The organism is Streptomyces pratensis (assembly GCF_016804005.1).
In the GTDB taxonomy this organism is placed as follows: domain Bacteria; phylum Actinomycetota; class Actinomycetes; order Streptomycetales; family Streptomycetaceae; genus Streptomyces; species Streptomyces pratensis_A.
Window position 1 is genome coordinate 48,456 of the sequence record NZ_CP051486.1, and the last position, 15,113, is coordinate 63,568.

The window sequence follows — 15,113 nt, forward strand, 5'->3', positions numbered from 1 at the left end:
GGGACACCGAACACCGGCGGACCATGTCCGTGCGCCCGGTGTCCTCGATCATGCCTTGCGGCGTCGGCCCCTCCCGGTCCGTGCGGGTGCAGGAGCTCCGGCTTCCGCGCCGAGCCCCGTGCGGTCCGCGGAGACCACCAGGGCCGCGAGCACCGTCGTCACCGGCACCGAGGCGACCAGCCCGATCGACCCGACCAGTGTCCGGACGATCTCCTCGGCGACGAGTTCACTGTTGGCCACCGTGCCGACGCTGCTCTGCGCGATCGAGAAGAGCAGCAGCAGGGGAAGCGCCGCGCCCGCGTAGGCGAGCACGAGCGTGTTGACGACCGACGCGATGTGGTCGCGACCGATCCGGATGCCCGCCCGGTAGAGCCCACGTACGCCCATCGTCGGGTCGGCCTGGTGCAGTTCCCAGACCGCCGACGTCTGGGTGACGGTCACGTCGTCGAGCACACCGAGCGAACCGATGATCACGCCGGCCAGAAGCAGGCCGCTCATGTCGATGTCCGGGTACAGCCCGTGGATGAGGCCGGTGTTGTCATCCGTGTTGCCGGACAGGCTGGCCCAGTCGATGAAGAGTGAGCCGAGCAGCCCGATCAGCAGCAGCGAGATGAGTGTGCCGATGACGGCCACGGAGGTGCGTGCGGTCAGTCCGTGGCAGGCGTAGAGGGCGATCAGCATGATGGCGCTGGCCCCGATCACCGCGACGACCAGCGGATTCGATCCCTGCAGGATCGCGGGCAGGATGAAGAGAGTGAGCACGCCGAAGGAGACGGCGAGAGCGACCAGTGCCATCAGCCCGCGCAGTCTGCCCACCACGACCACAGCGAGGGCGAAGATCCCGGCGAGCAGCGCCATGGGGACCGAGCGGTCCACGTCGGTCACCGAGTACTGCAGGTCCCGGGGCGCGTCGGGTGCGTACGCGACGACCACCCCCTGGCCCTCGCGCAGTTGCCGCGGGGCGTCGGGCTGGACGACCTCGACGAATGTCCGGCCCTTGTCGTCACCGGTTGTCACCTCGACCGTGGCCTTCTTGCACTCCCCCGACTGCTCGTTGACAGCCTCCTGCCCCGAAGGCGTGGAGGTGTCGCCCGTCGGTGGTACCTGCGAGGCGTTGACTTCGGCGCAGTCGACCGACACGACCTTCGTCACCCGCCCGTCCTGGGTCTGCCGGTCGAAGCCGACACCGGTGCGCTCATGGTCGGGGGCGCCTCCGGGCCAGAGCGCCACGAGGCCGACCAGGACCGCTGTCGCGAAGGGGATCACTACGGCCGCGATGACCTTGCGCAGGTGTTTGGACACGGGCGCGGCAGGGCCGTGGCTGTGGGAGTGGCCGTGCGCATGACTCTGCGTGCTGCCTGATGCGGGGCCGTGGGGTTCGGGAGCGCTTCCGGGGGACGTCACCCGGCGATCATCCCAAGAAGTGGGCAGGCCCTCTGGCCAGCACGCCAGAAGGGAGGCTAGCGTGGAGGCACATCTGTACACGCGGGAGCTCGGAGCACCGGGCTGAGAGGGCGCTGACCTCCGTATATCGATACGGAACACGCTGCGCCGACCGCCGAACCTGTTACCGGGTAATGCCGGCGTAGGGAGTAGGTCTCATGACCACAGCGGACGCACGCACGCCTGCCTCGATACGGAATGCGCAGAATGCGCAGTCCTCGGCGGCCACGGCTGACACCGACAGCGCGGGGAACGGCCAGGCCGGGCGGTCCATCGGCTGGCACAAGGGGTACGTCCAGGGTTCGCGCCCGGATCTCCGGGTGCCGGTCCGTCAGGTGCACCTCACCAACGGCAAGGACGTGACGCTGTACGACACGTCGGGGCCGTACACCGATCCCGCCACCGACACCGATGTACGCCGAGGGCTCGCCCCGCTCAGGGAGAACTGGATCATCGCCCGCGGCGACACGGAGGAGTACGCGGGCCGGCCCGCGCGGCCCGAGGACGACGGGCTCAAGCACACCTCGCCCCGCGGAGGTCTGCGCAACCTCGACGCGGTCTTCCCGGGCCGGCCGCGCCAGCCCCGCCGCAGCCGGGACGGACTGCCCGTCACTCAGCTCGCGTACGCCCGCCGGGGCGAGATCACCCCGGAGATGGAGTACGTCGCGATCCGGGAGGCGGTCGAGCCGGAGGTCGTGCGTGAGGAGATCGCGGCGGGCCGTGCGGTCCTGCCGGCCAACGTCAACCACCCGGAGATCGAGCCGATGATCATCGGCAAGCGCTTCCTGGTGAAGGTGAACGCCAACATCGGCAACTCCGCCGTGACCTCCTCCATCGAGGAGGAGGTGGACAAGATGACCTGGGCCACCAAGTGGGGTGCCGACACGGTGATGGACCTCTCCACCGGCCGCAACATCCACACCACCCGCGAGTGGGTCCTGCGCAACTCCCCCGTGCCGATCGGTACCGTCCCCCTCTACCAGGCACTCGAGAAGGTCGACGGCCGGGCCGAGGAGCTGACGTGGGAGATGTACAAGGACACGGTGATCGAACAGGCTGAGCAGGGCGTCGACTACATGACGGTGCACGCCGGTGTCCGGCTGCCGTACGTGCCGCTGACGGCACGTCGCAAGACCGGCATCGTCTCGCGTGGCGGGTCCATCATGGCCGCCTGGTGCCTGGCACACCACAAGGAGTCGTTCCTGTACGAGCACTTCGAGGAGCTCTGCGAGATACTCGCGGCCTACGACGTGACGTACTCGCTCGGTGACGGCCTGCGGCCAGGGTCCATCGCGGACGCCAACGACGAGGCGCAGTTCGCCGAACTCCGCACGCTCGGTGAGCTCAACACCGTGGCCAAGAGGTTCGGCGTCCAAACGATGATCGAGGGCCCGGGGCACGTCCCGATGCACAAGATCAAGGAGAACATCGACCTCCAGCAGGAGATCTGCGAGGAGGCGCCGTTCTACACGCTGGGCCCGCTGACCACGGATGTGGCCCCGGCGTACGACCACATCACCTCGGGCATCGGTGCGGCGATGATCGCCTGGTGGGGGACCGCCATGCTCTGCTACGTCACACCCAAGGAGCACCTGGGGCTGCCGAACCGGGACGACGTGAAGACCGGTGTCATCACGTACAAGATCGCCGCACACGCGGCGGACCTCGCCAAGGGGCACCCCGGCGCGCAGGAGTGGGACGACGCCCTGTCGGACGCCCGGTTCGAGTTCCGCTGGGAGGACCAGTTCAATCTGGCACTGGACCCTGACACCGCGCGGGAGTTCCACGACGAGACGCTGCCGGCCGAGCCGGCGAAAACGGCGCACTTCTGCTCGATGTGCGGACCGAAGTTCTGCTCGATGAAGATCTCCCACGACATCCGGCGGGAGCACGGGGCCGAACAGGCTGACATCGAGGCGGGGATGGCCGAGAAGTCCAGGGAGTTCGCCGCGGCGGGCAACAGGGTCTATCTGCCCCTCGCCGACTGAGTCGCGGCGCGAAGCCGAGGGACTGGGCCCGCTCCATGCCGGTGCGGGCCCGGTCATGGCGCCTCACGGATCGCGCTCACCCGCGGCTCTCAGGCCCTCTCGGGGCCCGCAGAGCTGCGGGTGACCAGGAACCGGCAGCCTAGCGGGGTAGCCAACCCCAGGGCAGCAGGGTGTGACTGGCTGTACAAAGATCCCTGCCGACGCCGGCCTGTGAAGCCGGAGGGTGTGTCCAATTCGACAGGGGTGGGGATACGAGGTGTCGCTGAAGAGACTGCAGATGGGGGTCTGCCTGCCGGTCGCGGACTGACGTCCGGTCGCCTGCTGCCCGTGGCGACGGTGCCTGCCCGTGCCATCACGGCGGGGACGGCACGGGCCGGGCGGGATCCCTCCGGCTGGTGCTCCGGACCCGGCTGATCACTCCGGCTGGTGCTCGGGGCCGCCGAAGTCCGGGCTGGTGAAGTCCGGGCTGGTGAAGGTCGGGCGCGGCCCGGCCGAGGGGCCGTTCTCCGGTCCGGAGAAGTCCGGTCTGCTGTAGCCGATCTTCGGGATCCGATTGGCCGAACGGTGCGGCGTCCGTTGGGCGGGCCCCGCGCTCGGGTCGGCCAGCGCGTCCCGGAGGAAGGGGAGGACGCCTCGTTCCAGCAGGGCGTGACGCCAGGCCTCCCGGGCCCGTGCCACGTCCTCCGGCAGTTCCTCCTCCTCGTCAACGGCGGGCAGTGCGGTGGCGCCGTTGCGCAGGGCGGTGACGAGGAGCCCCACGGCGGCGGCGAGGATGGCGGCAGCGGCGACCGCTGCGAAGAACCAACCCGCGGCAACCATGGTGCCCGCGAAGGCCGGAGCGGGGTCGAGCGCCTTCAAGGGGTAGCCGACCAGCAGGAATATCAGAGCGGCAGTACCCGCGAGTACTGGAGCCAGCACGGTGATCACCGCGAGGGTGCCGGCACCCGTGGGGACGGTGTCGTCGGTTGTGGATCCGAGGACGGACGTGTGGCTATCCGGGGCGTCCGGTCCGCGGAGTTCTCCGCGGACCTTCACGTAGTGGTCGTACTCGGTGGCGGCCGCCGCGGTGATCAGGGGCGTGGCGTCGAGCGCCATCGTCCGCAGCTGTTCCGTGTTGAGGCGGTCGCCGACCCCGTCCAGATCCGGCCGTTCGTGAGCATGACGCAGTGCATCGGCAAGGATCCGCTCGTACTCCGGGCGGTCCTCGGCCAGCAGGTGCGGAGCGCTTTTCATGTGCATCCCCCGATGCTCCGTAGCGCCTGACCGTCCGTGTTGTGACCGGGCGATCGGGCGGAAACGGAGGAGAGCCTGCTACTGATACGCCGATGGTAGAGCGACTACGGCACGGGGTGACAGAGGGTTCCCGGAAATAGGCCCAGCCGTCCACGGTGTCGGGTCGTGACGTGTCTTCCCCCGCGACCGTCAGTCATGCAGGGGAAGTTGGACGACCAATAGCTTTCCGGCCATCGTCACACCGCCGTCCATGGCGATCGCGAGCCCTTCCGCGTAGACGTGGGGTCCGTCCACCACGGGCCGTGCCACGTCCTCGCCCTCCTCGGATCCGACCTCGCCCAGCAGATAGGGAATGGGGCTGTGGCCGTGGACGACGCGCTGCCCGCCGTACGTCGACATCAGTTCACGGACGGCCTGTGCGCCGCCCTCGTCGCGGAAGGCGAAGCGCTTGGTGAGTTTGCGGAAGAGGTCCCAGCACTCATCGGCGTCGTTCCGCGTGAGGATGGCGTGCACCGTGTCGTTGACGTCCTCGATGGTGGATCCGTAGTCGAGGTAGGCCGTCGTGTCGGAGTGCATCAGCAGGTGCCCGTCCTCCTCGACGACCGCGTCGAGGCGGGCCATCCACTGGAGGTGCACGTCCTGGAGCCGTTCCATGTCCGTCTTCTGGCCGCCGTTGAGCAGCCAGGCGGCCTGGAACGTCGCGGTTCCGGCGCCGGAGTTCACCGGGGTGCCGCCGAACCTCTTCGCGCCGAGCAGCAGCAGCTCATGGTTGCCCATGAGGGCCTTGCAGTAACCGCCGGCCGCCGCGGCCTCTGCGGAGAGGCGCATGACGAGGTCGATGACGCCGATGCCGTCAGGACCGCGGTCGGTGAAGTCGCCGAGGAACCAGAGCCTGGCGTTTCCGGCCGCCCATCCGCCGTCGGCATCTACGAGTCCCTGCTCGCGCAGGGCGGCCAGGAGCTCGTCCAGGTAACCGTGCACGTCGCCGACGACGTACAGCGGACCGCGGCCGGAGTCCCCGGCGGGCCGGGCCTCCGGGACGGTCTGCACCTGCACGGTGTCGCCGCGGTTGATCACGGGCAGATCGCGCTCCGTGGGGGTGTACCCCTCCGGCGGCTCGTCGCCCACCGCGGCGTTGCCGGGGTGCGGCAACGGCGGGGGCATCGGCACCTGCGCATACGGCGGTACGCGGAAGTCGCGCAACGTCGCTGTCCGCACCACGGGTTCCTGACCGGCCCCCTGAGTCATCGACCCCTCCACCACCGTCGCGCCTCCGTACACCTGACGGGCCCTGCCTGGTAGAGGTGGTCCGCGGTGTCGTGCGCCCATCATAGGAATGCGGATCGTCCTGTGTGACGCACCAGGGGTGGTGAATCCGTGCGCACACCTGGTTCATCGGCCGTTTGGTCCGGATTAATCCGATCAGTCCCTGGCAGGTGACCGTGGAGCGCTGACCGTGGTGCGCGGCGGACGCCGCTGCGAGGACGTCCGGACGATGAGTTCCGTCGGTATCACCTGCTCGACCGGGCCGTCGTGCTCGACCCCTTCGATGGCATCGATGAGGAGCTGGATGACCGCGGTGCCGATTCTGCGGGGCTTCAGCGAGAGCGTGGTGATGGGGGGTTCCGTCGACGCGTACACGGTGGACTCGCTGCAGCAGACCAGCAGGAGGTCCTCGGGGACCCGCAGACCGTAGCGGCGCGCGGCGGCGAGCAGGTCTGTGCCGTTGGGGTCGAACAGCCCGTAGACGGCGTCAGGGCGGTCGGGGCGCGCGAGGAGGCGGTCCGCGGCCACCGCGCCCGCGCGGGGATCGTGGGCCGGGTAGGACTCGTAGACGGGGTCCTGGCCGACCCGCTCGCACCAGTGGAGGTAGGCGGTGGTGGAGAGGCGGGTGTACGTGTCCGTCGTGGTGCCGGTCAGCAGCCCGATGCGGCGGGCTCCTGCGGCCGCGAGGTGGTCCAGGAGGTCGAGGACGGCCGCCCGGTGGTCGTTGTCGACCCAGGCGGTGACCGGAAGCGTGCCCGCCGGCCGCCCGTCGGAGACGACCGGCAGGCCCTGGCGCACGAGTTCGGTGACCACCGGGTCCTGGTCGGAGGGGTCGATGACCACCGTCCCGTCGAGTGCGACGTTCGACCAGACGTCGTGACGTGAGGTGGCTGGAAGGATCACGAGGGCGTAGCCCCGGGCGAGAGCCGCCGAAGTGGCGGCTCTCGCCATTTCCGCGAAGTACGCGAACTCGGTGAAGGTGAAAGGTTCGTCCCCGTACGTGGTCACGGTCAGGCCGATGAGCCCCGACTTGCCCGTACGGAGGGTTCGGGCCGCCGCGGAAGGGCGGTAGCCCAGCCGTTCGGCGACCTCGCGGACATGGCGGCGGGTGGCATCCGGGAGCCTGCCCTTGCCGTTGAGGGCGTCGGACACGGTCGTGATGGAGACCCCGGCCGCGGCGGCTACATCCCGGATCCCCGCCCGTCCCTGTCGGCCGCTGCGCCGGGGCGTCTCTGTCCGGCTCACCTGGTGCTTCCCTGCTGCTGTCATGGCGAGCCGATAGTAGGGCTCCGGTGCCGGGTTGGGACGGTCGCATATGCGCACGTTGACAGGCACGTTTCTGCATGGTCATGAAGGCATAAATGCCTTGTGAAGCAAAGGCGTTGAGGGTATCGGGGTTGATGTGTCATGCATCGACGCGCATGGACCTGCTGAATGGCCCATGTCTCGAAGAGGTCTCAACTCACCTGTTCGAGGGATGCGCGCCACGGAGTGAGCGACCGGCGCGCGGCAGGACGCGCGACGCTCCCCTCCCCGAGCCGGCCCGCAGCCGGGCATGCCAGGTGTCCGCCGCCGGGGAGGGCGATTTCGGATCCTGGCCATTCGCACGGATGCCCAATCCTCATAAGGTGAGCAGTATTGATGTGTACGGATGGTCGAGGAGGACCTGAGGTGAGCGAGACGAGCCCCAAGCTGCGTGCCGAGCTGGACGGCGTCCCTGCGTATGTGCCGGGCAAGCCGGCTTCCGCGGATGGACCGGTTGCCTTCAAGCTGTCTTCCAACGAGAACCCGTATCCCCCGTTGCCCGGTGTCATGGAGTCGGTGCTCGCTGCGGCGGCCGGCTTCAACCGGTACCCGGACATGGCGTGTACCGGTCTGATGAACGAACTGGCCGACCGATTCGGTGTGCCGATCTCCCACCTGGCCACCGGTACGGGCTCGGTCGGTGTCGCCCAGCAGCTGCTTCAGGCCACCTCGGGTCCCGGTGACGAGGTCATCTATGCCTGGCGTTCGTTCGAGGCTTACCCGATCATCACGCAGATCAGCGGAGCGACGTCGGTCAAGGTGCCGCTGACCGGCGGAGAGGTGCACGATCTCGACGCCATGGCCGGAGCGGTCACCGACCGGACGCGAATGATCTTCGTCTGCAATCCGAACAACCCGACCGGCACCGTGGTGCGCCGGGCGGAGCTGGAACGTTTCCTGGACCGCGTCCCGGATGACGTACTGGTGGTCCTCGACGAGGCGTACAAGGAGTTCATCCGGGACGCCGACGTGCCGGACGGTATCGAGATCTACCGGGACCGGCCCAATGTCGCGGTCCTGCGGACCTTCTCCAAGGCGTACGGCCTCGCGGGCCTGCGGGTCGGCTTCGCGGTGGCGCACGAGCCCGTGGCGGCGGCACTGCGGAAGACGGCGGTCCCCTTCGGCGTCAGCCAGGTCGCCCAGGATGCCGCGGTGGCGTCCCTGCGAGCCGAGGACGAGCTGCTGGGGCGGGTCGGATCCCTGGTCTGCGAGCGTTCCCGGGTGTACGACGGGCTCGTGCGGCAGGGCTGGACCGTGCCGGAGTCCCAGGCGAACTTCGTCTGGCTTCGGCTCGGGGACCGCACCATCGATTTCGCGGGGGTCTGTGAGCGGGCGGGTGTGGTCGTGCGGCCGTTCGCGGGGGAGGGCGTGCGGGTCACCATCGGGGAGACCGAGGCCAACGACGTGTTCCTGAAGGTGGCGGAGTCCTTCCGTCGGGAGGGGTAGCCGACGGCCGCTCCCCGACGGACCGCCGGGTGGCCCCGGACCTCGATCGCAGAGGTCCGGGGCCACCCGTTTCTCTCCGGCGAGGCCGCCGCCCCGCGCCTCGGAGGCGTGTCCGGTTTCGGCTGGCTCGGCCGGGTCGGCCGGAAAGCACCCCCCACTCGATGCCTTCGAAGACATGTGCGCCATAATGCTTGTGAATGTGAACGCGTTCACAAGCGTGCCCCGTTTCCTCCCGCGATCGGGTGGATTGAGAGGGCGATCTGTGGCTGTGATCACGGCGACGTAAGGAGAAGAGTCGTGGACCTGGCTCTGGCACCAGAGACCCTGGCGCGATGGCAGTTCGGCATCACCACCGTCTACCACTTCCTGTTCGTCCCTCTGACGATCTCTCTCGCCGCGCTCACCGCCGGCCTGCAGACCGCCTGGGTGCGCACGGACAACGAGAAGTACCTCAGGGCCACCAAGTTCTGGGGCAAGCTGTTTCTGATCAACATCGCCATGGGCGTGGTCACCGGCATCGTCCAGGAGTTCCAGTTCGGTATGAACTGGTCCGACTACTCGCGGTTCGTCGGTGACGTCTTCGGTGCCCCGCTCGCCTTCGAGGCGCTGATCGCGTTCTTCTTCGAGTCCACCTTCATCGGCCTGTGGATCTTCGGCTGGGACAAGCTGCCGAAGAAGATCCATCTCGCCTGCATATGGATGGTGTCCATAGGCACGATCCTCTCGACCTTCTTCATCCTGGCCGCCAACTCCTGGATGCAGCACCCGGTCGGCTACCGGATCAACGAGGAACGCGGCCGTGCCGAGCTCACCGACTTCTGGAAGGTGCTCACCCAGGACACCGCGCTCACCCAGTTCTTCCACACCATCACGGCGGCCTTCCTCGTCGGAGGCGCCTTCATGGTCGGCATCTCCGCCTTCCACCTCGCCCGCAAGAAGCACATCCGGGTGATGCGAACCTCGCTGCGGGTCGGGCTGGTCACCGTGGTGGCAGCCGGCATGCTCACCGCGGTCAGCGGAGACACGCTGGGCAAGGTGATGTTCAAGCAGCAGCCGATGAAGATGGCAGCGGCGGAAGCCCTGTGGGAGGGCGAGGAAGGTGCCCCCTTCTCGCTCTTCGCGGTCGGTGATGTCGCCGAGGGGCACAACGACGTGGAGGTCTCCATACCCGGAGTGCTCTCCTTCCTCGCGGACAACACCTTCACCTCCTACGTCCCGGGCATCAACGACATCAACGAGGAGTTGCAGGAGACCTACGGTCCCGGTGACTACCGGCCCAACATCCCGGTCGCCTTCTGGAGTTTCCGCTGGATGATCGGCTTCGGCATGGCGTCCTTCGGGCTCGGCCTGCTGGGGCTGTGGCTGACGCGGCGGAAGTTCCTGCTGCCGCCGGCGTTGCGCACGGGCGAGGACGAAGTGCCGAATCTGGTCCTGTTCAGGAACAAGGCACTGAGCCCGAAGCTGGCCAGGCTCTACTGGATCACCGCCCTCTGGACCATGCTCTTCCCCCTGATCGCCAATTCCTGGGGCTGGATCTTCACCGAGATGGGGCGCCAGCCCTGGGTGGTCTACGGGGTGTTCCAGACACGCGACGCGGTCTCTCCCGGGGTCTCGCAAGGGGAGGTCCTCACTTCCATGATCGGCTTCACGGCGCTCTACGCGGTGCTCGCCGTCATCGAGGTCAAGCTCCTCATCAAGTACGTCAAGGCCGGACCGCCCGAGCTCACCGAGGCCGACCTCAACCCGCCCACCCGGATCGGCGGCCACGACCAGGACGCCGACCGGCCGATGGCCTTCTCCTACTGAGATCAAGCGGAGCTGAGAGATGGAACTCCACGACGTCTGGTTCGTGCTCATCGCCGTCCTGTGGACCGGCTACTTCTTCCTGGAGGGATTCGACTTCGGTATCGGGGTCCTCACCAAACTGCTGGCTCGTAACCGCAAGGAGCGCCGGGTTCTGATCAACACGATCGGGCCGGTCTGGGACGGCAACGAGGTGTGGCTGCTCAGCGCGGGCGGCGCGACCTTCGCGGCCTTCCCGGAGTGGTACGCCACGCTGTTCTCCGGCTTCTACCTGCCCCTGCTGCTCATCCTGCTCTGCCTGATCGTCCGCGGAGTGGCGTTCGAGTACCGGGCGAAGCGGCCCGAGGAGCGCTGGCAGACCAACTGGGAGCATGCGATCTTCTGGACCTCGCTGATCCCGGCCGTTCTCTGGGGCGTGGCCTTCGGGAACATCGTCCGCGGAGTGAAGATCGATGCCGACATGGAGTACGTCGGCAACCTGTGGGACCTGCTCAACCCGTACGCCATTCTGGGCGGGCTGGTCACGCTGTTCCTCTTCACCTTCCACGGATCGGTGTTCGCCGCCCTCAAGACGGTCGGGGACATCAGGGCGCGGGCACGCGGTCTGGCCTTCAAGCTGGGTCTGGCCACCGCCGTGCTGGCGCTGGGCTTCCTCGTCTGGACCCAGGCGGACAACGGCAACGGCTGGAGCCTGACGGCGATGATCATCGCCGTGGCATCGCTGGTGGCGGCCATCGCTGCCATCGCGGCGGGGCGCGAAGGCTGGTCGTTCGCGTTCTCCGGTGTGACCATCGCGGCGGCGGTCGCGATGCTCTTCCTGACGCTCTTCCCGAACGTCATGCCCTCCTCGCTGAACGACGCCTGGAACCTCACGGTCTCCAACGCCTCATCCAGCCCGTACACCCTCAAGATCATGACCTGGTGCGCCGGTATCGCCACGCCGGTGGTGCTGCTGTACCAGGGGTGGACGTACTGGGTGTTCCGCAAGCGCATCGGCACGCACCACATCGCCGACGCGCACTGACCGTGCCCTGTGTACTGAACTAGCTGAGCGAACGACATGCGCTCACTGGGGAGCTGTTTCACGTGAAACCGATCGACCCGCGTCTGCTCCGGTATGCCCGCGCCACCCGGTTCTTCCTGGCGGCCGTCGTAGCCCTGGGCCTGGTCGGAGCCGCTCTGGTCATCGCCCAGGCCATGCTTGTCGCCGAGGTGGTGGTGGGCGGGTTCGAGGAGGGGCTGAGCGCTGCCGATCTCCGGACCCCGCTCCTCCTGCTCGCCGCCGTGGCGCTGGGGCGGGCGTTCGTGGCCTGGCTGACCGAACTGGCCGCCTACAGGGCGAGTTCGGCGGTCAAGTCCGAACTGCGCGGGCGGCTCATGGAGCGTGCCTCCGGTCTGGGGCCTGACTGGCTGAGCGGGCAGCGCACCGGGTCGCTGATCGCTCTGGCCACGCGGGGCGTCGATGCCCTCGACGACTATTTCTCCCGCTACCTGCCGCAGCTCGGCCTCGCGGTGGTCGTCCCGGTGGCGGTGCTGGCACGCATCGTCACCGAGGACTGGGTCTCGGCCGCGATCATCGTGGTGACGCTGCCGCTGATCCCGCTCTTCATGGTTCTGATCGGCTGGGCCACCCAGTCCAGGATGGACCGTCAGTGGAGGCTGCTGTCACGGCTCTCCGGTCACTTCCTCGACGTGGTCGCCGGGCTGCCGACGCTGAAGGTCTTCGGGCGGGCCAAGGCGCAGGCCGAATCGATCCGCAGCATCACCTCGCAATACCGCCGGGCGACGCTGAAGACGCTCCGGATCGCCTTCCTCTCCTCCTTCGCCCTGGAGCTCCTGGCGACGCTCTCCGTGGCTCTGGTCGCGGTGACGATCGGGATGCGGCTCGTCCACGGAGAACTCGATCTCTACACGGGGCTGGTGGTGCTCATCCTGGCGCCCGAGGCCTACCTGCCGATCCGCCAGGTCGGTGCGCAGTACCACGCGGCCGCCGAGGGGCTCTCGGCCGCGGAGGAGATCTTCGCGGTGCTGGAGACCGAGGCCGCGGCCGGTGGCTCCGAGGAGGTGCCGCGGTCCCTTCGCTTGGAGCTGGACGGGGTGACCGTCCGGCACCAGGGCCGCGCCGATCCCTCACTGGATGCCGCCTCCCTCGTGGTCGAGCCGGGAGAGACCGTCGCCCTGGTCGGGCCCAGCGGAGTCGGGAAGTCCACGCTCCTCGGTGTGGTGCTGGGATTCACGAAGCCCGACGAAGGGCGCGTACGGGTGGGCGGCACCGATCTGTCCGCCCTCTCCCCCGAACGCTGGCGTGAGCAGATCGCCTGGGTGCCCCAGCGCCCTCATCTGTTCGCCGGGACGATCGCGGAGAACGTGCGGCTGGCCCGTCCGGACGCGGACGACGGGGCGGTCACGGCCGCACTGCGGGAGGCCGGGGCGTCCGACTTCGTGGACGCGCTGCCGGACGGCGCCGGGACATCGCTGGGTGAGGACGGCGCCGGTCTTTCCGCAGGCCAGCGCCAGCGGATCGCGCTGGCACGGGCGTTCCTCGCGGACCGGCCGCTACTGCTGCTCGACGAGCCGACGGCGAGCCTGGACGGGGAGACCGAGGCGGGCATCGTCGACGCCGTACGGAGGCTGGCCGCGGGGCGCACGGTGCTGCTGGTGGTGCACCGGCCTGCGCTGCTCTCGGTCGCGGACCGTGTGGTGGCGCTCGAACCGGGGCCGGGCATCGCGCGGGCGGGGCAGAAGGGGACGGACAGCGGTACGGCCCCTGCCGTACCTGACGCTTCCGACGCGCAGGGTCATGGCGCACTCCTGAGCGTCGAGGAGCCCGAGCTGCTCAAGGACACCGCCCCTCGGGCAGGCGGCCGCGTGCTGGCCCGGGTCCGGGAGGCCGCCGGTTCCCAGCGCGGCAAGCTGGGTCTGGCTCTGCTCCTGGGCGCCCTCGCCGTGGGGTCCTCCGTCGGCCTCATGGCCGTCTCCGGTTGGCTGATCTCACGCGCTTCCGAGCAGCCCCCGGTGATGTATCTGATGGTCGCAGTCACCGCTACCCGGGCTTTCGGTATCGGCCGGGCAGTCTTCCGGTACGCGGAGCGGCTGGTGTCCCACGATGCCGTGCTCAGGATGCTCGCCGAGCTGAGGGTGGCCGTGTACCGCGGGCTGGAACGCATCGCGCCCGCCGGCCTCCGGGCCACGCGACGAGGTGATCTGCTCTCCCGGCTCGTCTCCGACGTGGACGCGTTGCAGGACTACTGGCTGCGCTGGCTGCTGCCCGCGGGAACCGCGCTCACGGTCGGGGCGGGTTCTGTCGCCTTCACCTGCTGGATGCTGCCGGAGGCAGGCGCCGTTCTGGCCGCCGGGCTGCTCCTCGCCGGTGTCTGCGTGCCGTTGCTGAGCGGTGCCTGCGCCCGGCGCGCGGAGCGCCTGCTGGCGCCCGCCCGGGCCGCGCTGGCCGTACGGGTCGCCGATCTTCTCGGTGGAACGGCCGAGCTGACCGTCGCAGGCGCGCTGCCCGCCCGTAAGGAGCAGGTGCGAGCGGCGGACGGCGTCCTCACCCGGATCGCCTCGCGCGCGGCGGGCGCGACCGCACTGGGAGGCGGGCTCACCGCGCTTGTCTGCGGGCTCACCGTTGTGGGCGTGGCGATCGTCGCGCTGCCCGCCGTTCTGGACGGACGGCTGGAGGGTGTGGAGCTCGCGGTGGTCGTCCTGACGCCCCTGGCCGCGTTCGAGGCCGTGACCGGACTGCCGCTCGCGGTGCAGTACCGCCAGCGGGTCGAGCGGAGTGCGGAGCGTGTCTTCGAAGTGCTGGATGCTCCCGTACCGGTCGAGGAACCGGCCGAACCGGCCGAGGCACCCGCTTCGCCCTTCCCCATCGACGTACGAGGTCTGTCGGCCCGGTACGAGGGCATGGAGCGCGATGCGCTGCACTCCGTCGATCTGACGCTGCACCCCGGCAAGCGTGTGGCTGTCGTGGGCCCGTCCGGTTCGGGTAAGTCCACTCTGGCCCAAGTCCTGCTCCGCTTCCTGGACGCCCGGGAGGGGACGTACAGTCTCGGCGGTGTCGAGGCTTCCGCACTGGACGGGGACGCGGTCCGGACCTTCGTGGGGCTGTGTGCCCAGGACGCCCACGTCTTCGACAGCTCCATCCGCGAGAATCTGCGGCTCGCCCGCACCGGTGCCACGGACGGGCAGCTGAGGGACGCACTCTCCGCGGCCCGGCTGCTGGACTGGGTCCGGTCGCTTCCCGACGGTCTCGACACCCTGGTGGGTGAACACGGAGCGCGGCTGTCCGGCGGCCAGCGGCAGCGACTGGCCCTGGCCCGCGCGGTACTCGCCGACTTCCCCGTACTCGTGCTCGACGAGCCTGCGGAACACCTCGACCTGGCGACGGCGGACGCGCTGACCATGGATCTGCTGGCCGCCACTCAGGGGCGCACGACCGTGCTGATCAGCCATCGGCTGGCCGGACTCGAAGCGGTGGACGAGGTCCTGGTGCTGGACGGGGGCCGGGTGGTGCAGCAGGGCCCGTACGCCGTTCTGGCTGCGCAGGACGGGCCGCTGAGGCGGATGCTCGAACGCGAGCAGGAGCCGGTACGTACCGGGTCGGTGGGGGTGGTGCCTGTCCGGACCTGA

At 69.0% G+C, this 15,113-nt stretch carries 9 protein-coding genes and 1 riboswitch; of the genes, 5 read left to right on the forward strand and 4 right to left on the reverse strand.

Annotation, left to right across the window (positions count from 1 at the left end):
• Positions 1 to 48: 48 nt before the first annotated feature.
• Positions 49 to 1,404 (reverse strand): YibE/F family protein, encoded by a 1,356-nt coding sequence (locus tag HED23_RS00255; protein ID WP_203181452.1) that lies wholly within the window; start codon positions 1,402 to 1,404, stop codon positions 49 to 51.
• Positions 1,405 to 1,475: 71 nt separating this feature from the next.
• Positions 1,476 to 1,609: riboswitch (TPP riboswitch) on the forward strand.
• Here HED23_RS00255 and thiC point away from each other — a divergent pair.
• The gene (gene thiC / locus HED23_RS00260; RefSeq protein WP_203181453.1) at positions 1,602 to 3,431 is read left to right on the forward strand and encodes a phosphomethylpyrimidine synthase ThiC; all 1,830 of its coding nucleotides are present in this window, start codon (positions 1,602 to 1,604) and stop codon (positions 3,429 to 3,431) included. (Overlaps the previous riboswitch by 8 nt.)
• Positions 3,432 to 3,845: 414 nt before the next feature.
• Here the strand turns inward: thiC and HED23_RS00265 are convergent, their stop codons facing one another.
• The 3 genes from HED23_RS00265 to HED23_RS00275 all read right to left on the reverse strand — a co-directional run bounded on the left by HED23_RS00265 (position 3,846) and on the right by HED23_RS00275 (position 7,199).
• On the reverse strand, positions 3,846 to 4,670 hold the full coding sequence (locus tag HED23_RS00265) for a hypothetical protein (RefSeq protein WP_203181454.1): 825 nt from the start codon (positions 4,668 to 4,670) through the stop codon (positions 3,846 to 3,848).
• 183 nt (positions 4,671 to 4,853) lie between these two features.
• Positions 4,854 to 5,912 (reverse strand): metallophosphoesterase, encoded by a 1,059-nt coding sequence (locus HED23_RS00270; protein ID WP_203181455.1) that lies wholly within the window; start codon positions 5,910 to 5,912, stop codon positions 4,854 to 4,856.
• A 174-nt stretch (positions 5,913 to 6,086) separates the two neighbouring features.
• Positions 6,087 to 7,199, reverse strand: coding sequence for a LacI family DNA-binding transcriptional regulator (locus HED23_RS00275; RefSeq protein ID WP_203181456.1), 1,113 nt, complete (start codon positions 7,197 to 7,199; stop codon positions 6,087 to 6,089).
• Between the two features lie 402 nt (positions 7,200 to 7,601).
• Between HED23_RS00275 and hisC the strand changes: the two genes are divergently transcribed.
• The 4 genes from hisC to cydD all read left to right on the forward strand — a co-directional run bounded on the left by hisC (position 7,602) and on the right by cydD (position 15,113).
• On the forward strand, positions 7,602 to 8,681 hold the full coding sequence (hisC, locus tag HED23_RS00280; RefSeq protein ID WP_203181457.1) for a histidinol-phosphate transaminase: 1,080 nt from the start codon (positions 7,602 to 7,604) through the stop codon (positions 8,679 to 8,681).
• A 297-nt stretch (positions 8,682 to 8,978) separates the two neighbouring features.
• Positions 8,979 to 10,487 (forward strand): cytochrome ubiquinol oxidase subunit I, encoded by a 1,509-nt coding sequence (locus HED23_RS00285; RefSeq protein WP_203181458.1) that lies wholly within the window; start codon positions 8,979 to 8,981, stop codon positions 10,485 to 10,487.
• 19 nt (positions 10,488 to 10,506) lie between these two features.
• Entirely contained in the window at positions 10,507 to 11,508 is a 1,002-nt protein-coding gene (gene cydB, locus HED23_RS00290; protein ID WP_203181459.1) for a cytochrome d ubiquinol oxidase subunit II, read from the forward strand.
• A gap of 62 nt (positions 11,509 to 11,570) precedes the next feature.
• Positions 11,571 to 15,113 (forward strand): thiol reductant ABC exporter subunit CydD, encoded by a 3,543-nt coding sequence (cydD, locus tag HED23_RS00295; RefSeq protein WP_203181460.1) that lies wholly within the window; start codon positions 11,571 to 11,573, stop codon positions 15,111 to 15,113.